At 70.2% G+C, this 7,568-nt stretch carries 7 protein-coding genes; 3 read left to right on the forward strand and 4 right to left on the reverse strand.

Going from position 1 to position 7,568, the window contains the following annotated elements; translation table 11 throughout:
* Together G6027_RS05265 and G6027_RS05270 are read right to left on the reverse strand one after the other, a co-directional pair.
* A partial coding sequence (locus G6027_RS05265; protein WP_182636064.1) for an NADH:flavin oxidoreductase occupies positions 1–1,532 on the reverse strand: 1,532 nt, incomplete at its 3' end.
* Positions 1,533–1,636: 104 nt separating this feature from the next.
* Positions 1,637–2,260 (reverse strand): TetR/AcrR family transcriptional regulator, encoded by a 624-nt coding sequence (locus G6027_RS05270; protein ID WP_182636053.1) that lies wholly within the window; start codon positions 2,258–2,260, stop codon positions 1,637–1,639.
* A gap of 135 nt (positions 2,261–2,395) precedes the next feature.
* Here G6027_RS05270 and G6027_RS05275 point away from each other — a divergent pair, with 135 nt between their 5' ends.
* The gene (locus tag G6027_RS05275) at positions 2,396–3,388 is read left to right on the forward strand and encodes an oxygenase MpaB family protein (protein WP_182636055.1); all 993 of its coding nucleotides are present in this window, start codon (positions 2,396–2,398) and stop codon (positions 3,386–3,388) included.
* 24 nt (positions 3,389–3,412) lie between these two features.
* On the opposite strand, the gene G6027_RS05280 is transcribed toward G6027_RS05275, so the two are convergent.
* Positions 3,413–3,553, reverse strand: a complete 141-nt coding sequence (locus G6027_RS05280; RefSeq protein WP_182636057.1) for a hypothetical protein — start codon at positions 3,551–3,553, stop codon at positions 3,413–3,415.
* A gap of 145 nt (positions 3,554–3,698) precedes the next feature.
* Here G6027_RS05280 and G6027_RS05285 point away from each other — a divergent pair, with 145 nt between their 5' ends.
* Complete coding sequence (locus G6027_RS05285) at positions 3,699–4,031, forward strand: VOC family protein (RefSeq protein ID WP_182636059.1); 333 nt, start codon at positions 3,699–3,701, stop codon at positions 4,029–4,031.
* 106 nt (positions 4,032–4,137) lie between these two features.
* Here the strand turns inward: G6027_RS05285 and G6027_RS05290 are convergent, their stop codons facing one another.
* Positions 4,138–5,355, reverse strand: a complete 1,218-nt coding sequence (locus G6027_RS05290; RefSeq protein WP_182636061.1) for a sterol desaturase family protein — start codon at positions 5,353–5,355, stop codon at positions 4,138–4,140.
* 137 nt (positions 5,356–5,492) lie between these two features.
* Here G6027_RS05290 and helR point away from each other — a divergent pair.
* A partial coding sequence (helR, locus tag G6027_RS05295; protein ID WP_182636063.1) for an RNA polymerase recycling motor ATPase HelR occupies positions 5,493–7,568 on the forward strand: 2,076 nt, incomplete at its 3' end.

Here is a 7,568-nt window from a genome sequence, read left to right on the forward strand (position 1 = left end):
GTGGCCGTGCCCAGCATGGTGGCGCGCAGCGAGTCGCCGGTGTGCACGTGCGGCAGGTCCCCGCCCGGGATCTGCGGCGCCGGCCGCACGGCCCCGGTGGCCACCACCACCCAGTCGGGCTGCAGGGAACGGAGGGAGTCCAGCGTCGCCTCGGTGTTCAGGCGGACGTCGATCCCCAGGCGGTCGATCTCGGCGGCGAACCAGCGGATGAGGGGCTCGTTGTCCGGGGTGGTCAGGCTGGAGAACCACATCGTGCCGCCGAGTCGGTCAGCCTTGTCCACCACGGTCACGCGGTGACCGCGTTCGGTCAACACGCGGGCGGCCTCCAGCCCGGCCGGACCCGCGCCCACCACCACGACGTGGGTGCGGGCCGGCGCCGGAGTCAGGGGCAGGAGCGTCTCGTTGCCCAGCGCCGGATTGACCGCGCAGATGGGGGTGTCGTCGAAGAAGTTCTCGGCCACGCACAGGTAGCAGTTGATGCACGGGCGCACCAGCTCGGGCGTGCCGGCGGCCAATTTGTTGGGCAGCTCCGGATCGGCGAGCAACTGCCGTCCCATGGCGGCGAAGTCCACCTTGTCGTCGTCGATCGCCTTTTCCGCGACCTCCGGCAGCATGCGGCCCACGGCGATCACCGGCACCGACACGGCCTGCTTGATCGCCGCCGCGTTGTCCAGGTACGCGCCGATCGTGTCCGGAAGGGGGCCGTCGGTGAAGTTGTCGAACGGGTTGCGGCCCCAGCCGGTCACGTGGATGGCGTCGGCGCCCGCGCGCTCGAACATGCGTGACGCCTCGATCGCCTCCTCGAGCGTCAGCCCCCCGTCCTGGCCGTACTCCTCGCCGGACACCCGCACCAGCACCGCGAGCGTGTCCCCCACCCGCGCTTTGACCGCGGCGATGACCTCGCACGCCAGCCGCGCCCGGTTGGTGAGCGATCCGCCGTAGGCGTCGGTGCGTTGGTTGTCGCGGCGGTTGAGGAACACCCCGAGGATGTAGCCGTGGGCCACGTGGATCTCGATCGCGTCCGCACCGGCCCGGGCGATGCGGTCGGCGGCATCGGCCCAGGTGGAGATGAGCCAGGCGATGTCGGAGTGGTCCATCTCCCGGTAGACCGTCTTCTTGCCACCGGTGGCGGCGCCCATTCTGCCGAGCTCCTCGGGGGTGCTGTCGGCCAACGCGGAGTAGTCGTAGTCGTAATCGGGCGCGCTGGGCGCGATCACGGGCCGGTCGTTCGCGATGTCCACCCGCGCGACCTTGCCGTGATGCGTGGACTGCACACACAGCTTCGACCCCGCGGCGTGGACGGCATCCGCCAGGGCCGTGAGCCCGGGGATGAACTTGTCGTCCGAGAGACCCGGTTCCTTCATCGACGCGGCGCCGTGCGGGAAGGCGACCGCGCACGCGCCGGTGATGATCAGTCCGGCACCGCCGGCGGCGCGGGCGACGTAGTGGTCGATCTCCCGCTGCTCGATCTCACCGTCCTCCGAGACGTTCATGTCCATGGCCGGCAGGACGATGCGATTGGCCGTGGACATGGGGCCGATACGCCCGGGCGACAGGAGACGAGGGAAGGAGGTGAGGGTGGTCACCCTGAGGAGGATACGCCGGAGTTGACGGGTGTCAAGAACAGGTTCTAGTTCTACTCGGAGGCCACGAGCACCCCCGGGGTCGACAGGACCACGTCCACGCAGAATTCGGCCAGCCCCCGCTCGTCCATCCCGGTGCCACCCTCCAGCCAGGTGACAAAGGTCAGCAGCAGCGAACCTCCCAGGGCCGCCAGTGCCAGGGGGCCGCGCACAGGGTCAGCGGCGTCGATGCGGATGCCCACCTCGGGGGCGAGGGTGGCGACGAGGCGAGGGAACGTCTCCCGCGCGCGGGTGCGCAGCGCGTCGTCGACCAGCGGCTCGGTGAAGACGATCCGGACCCGGCGCCGATCCGCCCTGAAGAACTCGGCAGCGGCCACGAAGACGGCGGAGAGCACGGCCCGCACGTCATCACGGTCCGCCGCACCTGCGGCGTCGGCCGCGGCGGCGGCGAGTTGGGCGATCGCCGAGTCGTAGAGTGCGCCGATCAGCTGATCGCGATCGGTGAAGCTCTCGTAGAAGTACTTGGGGCTGAGCCCGGCGTCCCGGCACACGGACCGGACGGTGATCGCCCGGCCACCACCGGCGCCCAGGAGATCCAGACCAGCCTCGAGCAGCTGGCGTCGCCGTTCCGAGCTGCGCTCGGTGAGCGAACTCCCACGCCACAACGGTTCGTCCATGGTCCTCCCTCGGCCGCTCTCATCGTAGGTGGCTGTTGACGGCGGTGAGCAGCGGGTGGCACTATCCGATCACGCACAGGAAACACCCGTTTCCCGTGCGGGCGAGTCCGATCCGCACCCGAAGCGAGGTCCACCATGGCTACACCCACCAGAGCGAACGAACCGGCACAGAACCCGGACCCCGCACCCGCGGACCTCGGATACTTCGGGCCGGGTTCGATGTCGTGGCGGGTCTTCCTCCACCCCGCGACCCAGGCGATGATCGCCCAGGTCACCAACCTGATCGAGTCCCCGCACATCGTCTTTCAGCACGTGCTCATCGACCACGACCCGATGTTCGGCGCCCGCTCCCGCACCACGCACCGCGGCGACGGGCCGCGGGTGACGTTCTACGACCGGGTGGTGCGCACGGTCAGCGTCCCTGCACCCCTGCTCTTCGGCTCTACCGCCGAGGCGGACAAGGCCGCGCGTCGGCTGTTCAACTACCACCGGCCGATGCACGGGATCCTGTCGGACACCCGGCAGCCGTATGCCGCCACCGACGACTCGAGCATGCTGTTCGCCGCCGTGACCATCGCCCACGCGGCGTGGTTGGCGTACGAGAACTTCGGCTTCGCCCGGGGCCGGCGGGTCCCACCCCTGACCGAGGACGAGGTGCGGCAGTACCTGACCGAGGCCTCCCAGTTCGGCGCGCTGATGGGAGCACCGAAGGACCAGTTCCCCACCTCGCGGGACGAGTTGGACCGGTACTACGAGTCGGTCTCCGGGGAGTTCCGCACCACCACCGGGTGGACGCGGGACCGGCTGCGCGCGGTGAGCCGCCTCTTCCGTCCCGGCGACGGCCGCCGGCCACGCCACATGGCCGCAGACACGCTGATCCTGATCTCAGAGTTGATGTGCTTCGCCGTGATCCCGGCGGAGTTCCGCCGTCTGAACGGCGTCCCGAAGGCCCTCGATCCGGTGTTTCGCCTCATGTACTTGTGCGCTACCCCGGCTTTCTCGGCTCTCGGCACAAGCAGCCGCCTCACGGACAAGGTCCATGAGATCTACCGGAGGGACGACCCCGAGATCACGCGTCTCCTCGACGGCGCACTCGAACTGGAGCGCAGGCGGACCGCAGCCGGATAGTCGACGCGCTCGTGACGCACTCCGTCAGGAGCCCACGCCGAACCGGGCGGCGAGATACGGCAACAGGCCCATGCACTCGGGCGTCAGGGCCAGACACGACGCCTCACCCGGCCCGGGGCCGAAGAGATAGCGCAGCGGGTTCTCGATCGAGCCAGTGGGAAACACGATGTCGCTCCTTACCGATTCGGGTGCGGTGCCTTACATGTGAAATCGAACCCTACCGGGGACCCGTTACGCTGCGGCGGCCTTGACGGTGCCTCGCAACGCGAGTTGTTACGGTGATCGCATTCCACCGTCGGAGGAGCGCATCATGATCCGTCGCATCCTGGCCCAGTGCACTGTCAGCGATATCGCTCGCGCCGAGCAGTGGTACTCGCTCCTGTTCGATCGCGCTCCCGACCTGCGGCCCATGCCGGGGCTCATCGAATGGCACCCGGGCGCCACCTTCGGACTGCAGGTGTGGTCCGAGCCCGAGCGCGCAGGCCACTCGACCGTCGTCCTCGACGAGACCGACCTCGATGCAGCCGCGGCTCGACTGGCTGCGAGCGGCGTCGCCCACGACGGCCCTGCCCCGGGCGGCGGCGCACGGATCCTCCAGCTGAGCGATCCGGACGGGAACCGGGTGGTCATCACCGGACAGTGACCCTCGGCGCACGGGGAGCCTAATTTCGCGAGGCGGGCCAGGCTGACCAGCTCCTTGACCTGCAGTGCCCTGCACGGCCCGTGCAGGGCACCCCAGGTCTGCGGCGCTACGCCCGCCGCGCCCCGGCCCACCCCGGCCCGCGCACCAGGTATCCGACCCGGTCCTTCCAGCTCTCGGACCGGAACACGTCCCGGGCGATCGCAACCCACTCGTGCGAAGCGATCCGCGCCGGGTTGAACGTGTCGATGTTGGTGGTCAGCCCGTAGACCACCTTCTGCCCCTCGGGCTCGAAGGTGCCGAACAGGCGGTCCCACAGGATGAGGATGCTGCCGTGATTCCGGTCCAAGTACTCGCGGTTGCTGCCGTGGTGCACGCGGTGATGGGCGGGCGAGTTGAACACTCTCTCGAACGGACCGATCGTCCGGATCACCTCGGTGTGGACCCAGAACTGGTAGATCAGGTTGATCGCGCGGGCGTCCTGCACCAGCGCCGGCCGCACGCCCAGTAGCGAGAGCAGCCCGTACGGCACGTAGATCGTCAACGCCTCGGCCACCGGCTGACGCAGGGCGGTGGAGAGGTTGTACCGCTCGCTGGAGTGGTGCACCACGTGCATGGCCCACAGCCAGCGGCTCTCGTGGTCGAAGCGGTGGTTCCAGTAATAGATGAAGTCCCAGCCCAGGATCGCCACCGCATAGGCCAGCGGACCAGTTCCCAGGTCCAGCGGGGAGAGCCGGAAGAGCTTCTTTGCGGCCGTCTCCGCACTCCACAACGTCGAGACCGTCACCACCGCCGAGGCCAGCGACGTCACCGCGGACCCGCCGGTGATGCGGCGCAGCGCGGGCGGCACGTGGGCGTCCCCGTTGACGGACGAGGGGTCGGAGGTGAAGACCTCGTCGTCGTCGTTCCCCCCCGCCCGGCCCGGAAGGGGCGCCCCGCCCGTCAGGGACGCTCGGTAAGAGAGGGGGGCTCGGTCCGAAAGAGACGACGACACCCTCGACGGCAACGCGCCCGCCCTGAGCAGACCGGTGGTCCGAGTGCGCCGCACCACGTCTCCCACGGTCGCTGCGGCGGCCGCCGCCAGGGACAGACCCATCAGCGCCTTGGCGTACCGGCCGGTGCGCGGGGTGACGGGCGCGAGCAGCGTGTCCGCCACGTACGGGGCGACCAGGCTGCCGACGCCCATCGACAGGCTGGCCATGGTGTCGGCGAACTCGTAATCGCCGGCCCGCTCCCCCTCCGCCGGATTGCGGGACTGCCACGCGTATTCGGCCGCCATCGCCGCGATGAAACCGGGGATGGCCAGGACCGTCAGATCAACCTTCACGCCCTGAGGATATGACGTGGGTCACTCCAGCGCGAGGGCGGGAGCCCGACTGCAGCCCGCATCTCGTGTGCCCCTTTCAAGATATAGCCGGTACGGGGTCTTGCCGCAAGACCCCGGTGTGGGCGCACACTTGCGCGATGCCACCCCTCGCCACCAGCATTTTCGCTCTCCCCGATCACCTGCGGAGCAAGGCCGATCGGGCCCTCATCACGGCCGACGAACAGCGGTTCTCGGCGATCGCGGATTGCTTCGCGCAGCGGGTCACCGACCTGTCGGCCCGCCTGGCCGCCCGCCGCCGCGACCCGGCCGGCACCGGCGCACAGACCATCGACCGCATTGCGGACATCCGCCGCCTCGTTTCCGAACTCACCACCCTCCGGCGCTTCGGGCTGGACCTGTGCATCGGACACGTCGCCCTCACCGGAGACCCCGATCCGGTCTACGTGGGCCGCATCGGACTCATCGACTCGACCGGCATCCCCGTGTTGATCGACTGGCGCTCACCGGCCGCCGAACCGTTCTTCGCCGCGACGCTCGCCCAGCCGATGGGCGTGGCGTACCGGCGGAGGTACAGGTGGTCGGGCGGGCGCATCGTCGACTACTGGGACGAGGTCCTCGACGACGACGAGGTGGGCACCCGCACCGCCCTGGACGACCAATCTGCGTTCATCGCGAGCCTCGGCCGGGCCCGGACCGGCCGGATGCACGATGTGCTCGCCACCATCCAGGCCGACCAGGACGCGATCATCCGCGCCGACTCCTCGGGCGCACTGGTGGTGGACGGCGGCCCGGGGACGGGTAAGACGGTCGTGGCGCTGCACCGGGCGGCGTATCTGCTGCACTCGGAGTCGCGCCTCGGTCGACGCCGCGGCAATCTGCTGCTGGTGGGCCCGCACCGGCCGTACCTGGACTACGTCGCGGACGTCCTGCCGGCCCTGGGTGAGCACGGTGTCCAGACGGCGACCCTCACCGACCTGGCCTCCGGTGTCGAGGGGCGTATCGCTGGCGGCCCCGATAGCACTGCCGGGCCGGACGGAGTGCCCGAGGGGCCCGACCGCGAGGTCGCCCGTCTCAAATCAGGGATGCCGATGGTCCGGGCGCTGGAGGCGGCCGTGCGCTTCTACGAGCAGCCTCCCGAGCTGCCGATGCTGGTGCAGACCGAGTGGGTCGACCTCCGACTGACGCCGGGCGACTGGGCCGAGGCGTTCGCCTCCCCCGAGGACGGCACGCCCCACAACGAGGCCCGGCACCAGATCCTGGAGACCCTGGTGGAGATCCTGCTGGAGAAAGCCGACGCCGGTGTCCCCGACGCCGCTCTCCGGGCCGAGCTGCTGGCGAACGCGGACCTGCGCCGCGAGCTCCACCGCGCGTGGCCGATGATCGACGCGGCCGACCTCGTGGGTGACCTGTGGACCGTTCCGGCGTACCTGCGTCTGTGCGCGCCCTGGCTCACGGTCGAGCAGATCCGCCTGCTCCAGCGGGACGAACCCGTTGCCTGGACGCGGGCGGACCTGCCCCTGCTCGACGCGGCGCGACATCGGTTGGGAGACGCCCACCGCGACAGGGAGACCCGGCGCCGGCACGCCGAGCGCGCGGCCGAGCTGGAGCGGCGTCGCTCGGTGATCGACGAGGTGATCGCAGCCGACGACGATCCCGAGGGCGTGGCGCCCATGCTGCGTCACCGTGACCTGCAGGAAGCCCTGCTCGACCCGGTCGCCGACGAGGACGCGCCGAGCACCGACGCCGCCCGACTGACCGGGCCCTTCGCGCACATCATCGTGGATGAGGCGCAGGAGCTCTCGGACGCCGAGTGGCAGATGATCCTGCGCCGATGCCCATCGGGGAGCCTCACGGTGGTGGGCGACCGCGCACAGGCGCGGCAAGACTTCGACGAGTCCTGGCCCGAGCGGCTGGAGCGGATCGGCCTGTCCCCCGGCCGGATCAGCACGGTCCACCTGACCATCAACTACCGCACGCCGTCGGAGGTGATGGACGCCGCCGCCCCGGTGATCAGGGCGGTGCGCCCCGACGCGAACGTGCCGGTGTCGGTCCGCAGCAGCGGGGAACCGGTCGCGTACGGCCGCGTCGGCGATCTGCGGAGCGTGGTCGAGGCGTGGCTCGAGACGAACCCGCAGGGCGTGGCCTGCGTGATCGGTGCGCCCGACCTCGCGGCGACCGACATCCCGGCGAGCGACCGCGTCCGATCACTCACC

Origin of the sequence: Dietzia sp. SLG310A2-38A2 (assembly GCF_014145095.1) — a bacterium.
GTDB lineage: Bacteria > Actinomycetota > Actinomycetes > Mycobacteriales > Mycobacteriaceae > Dietzia.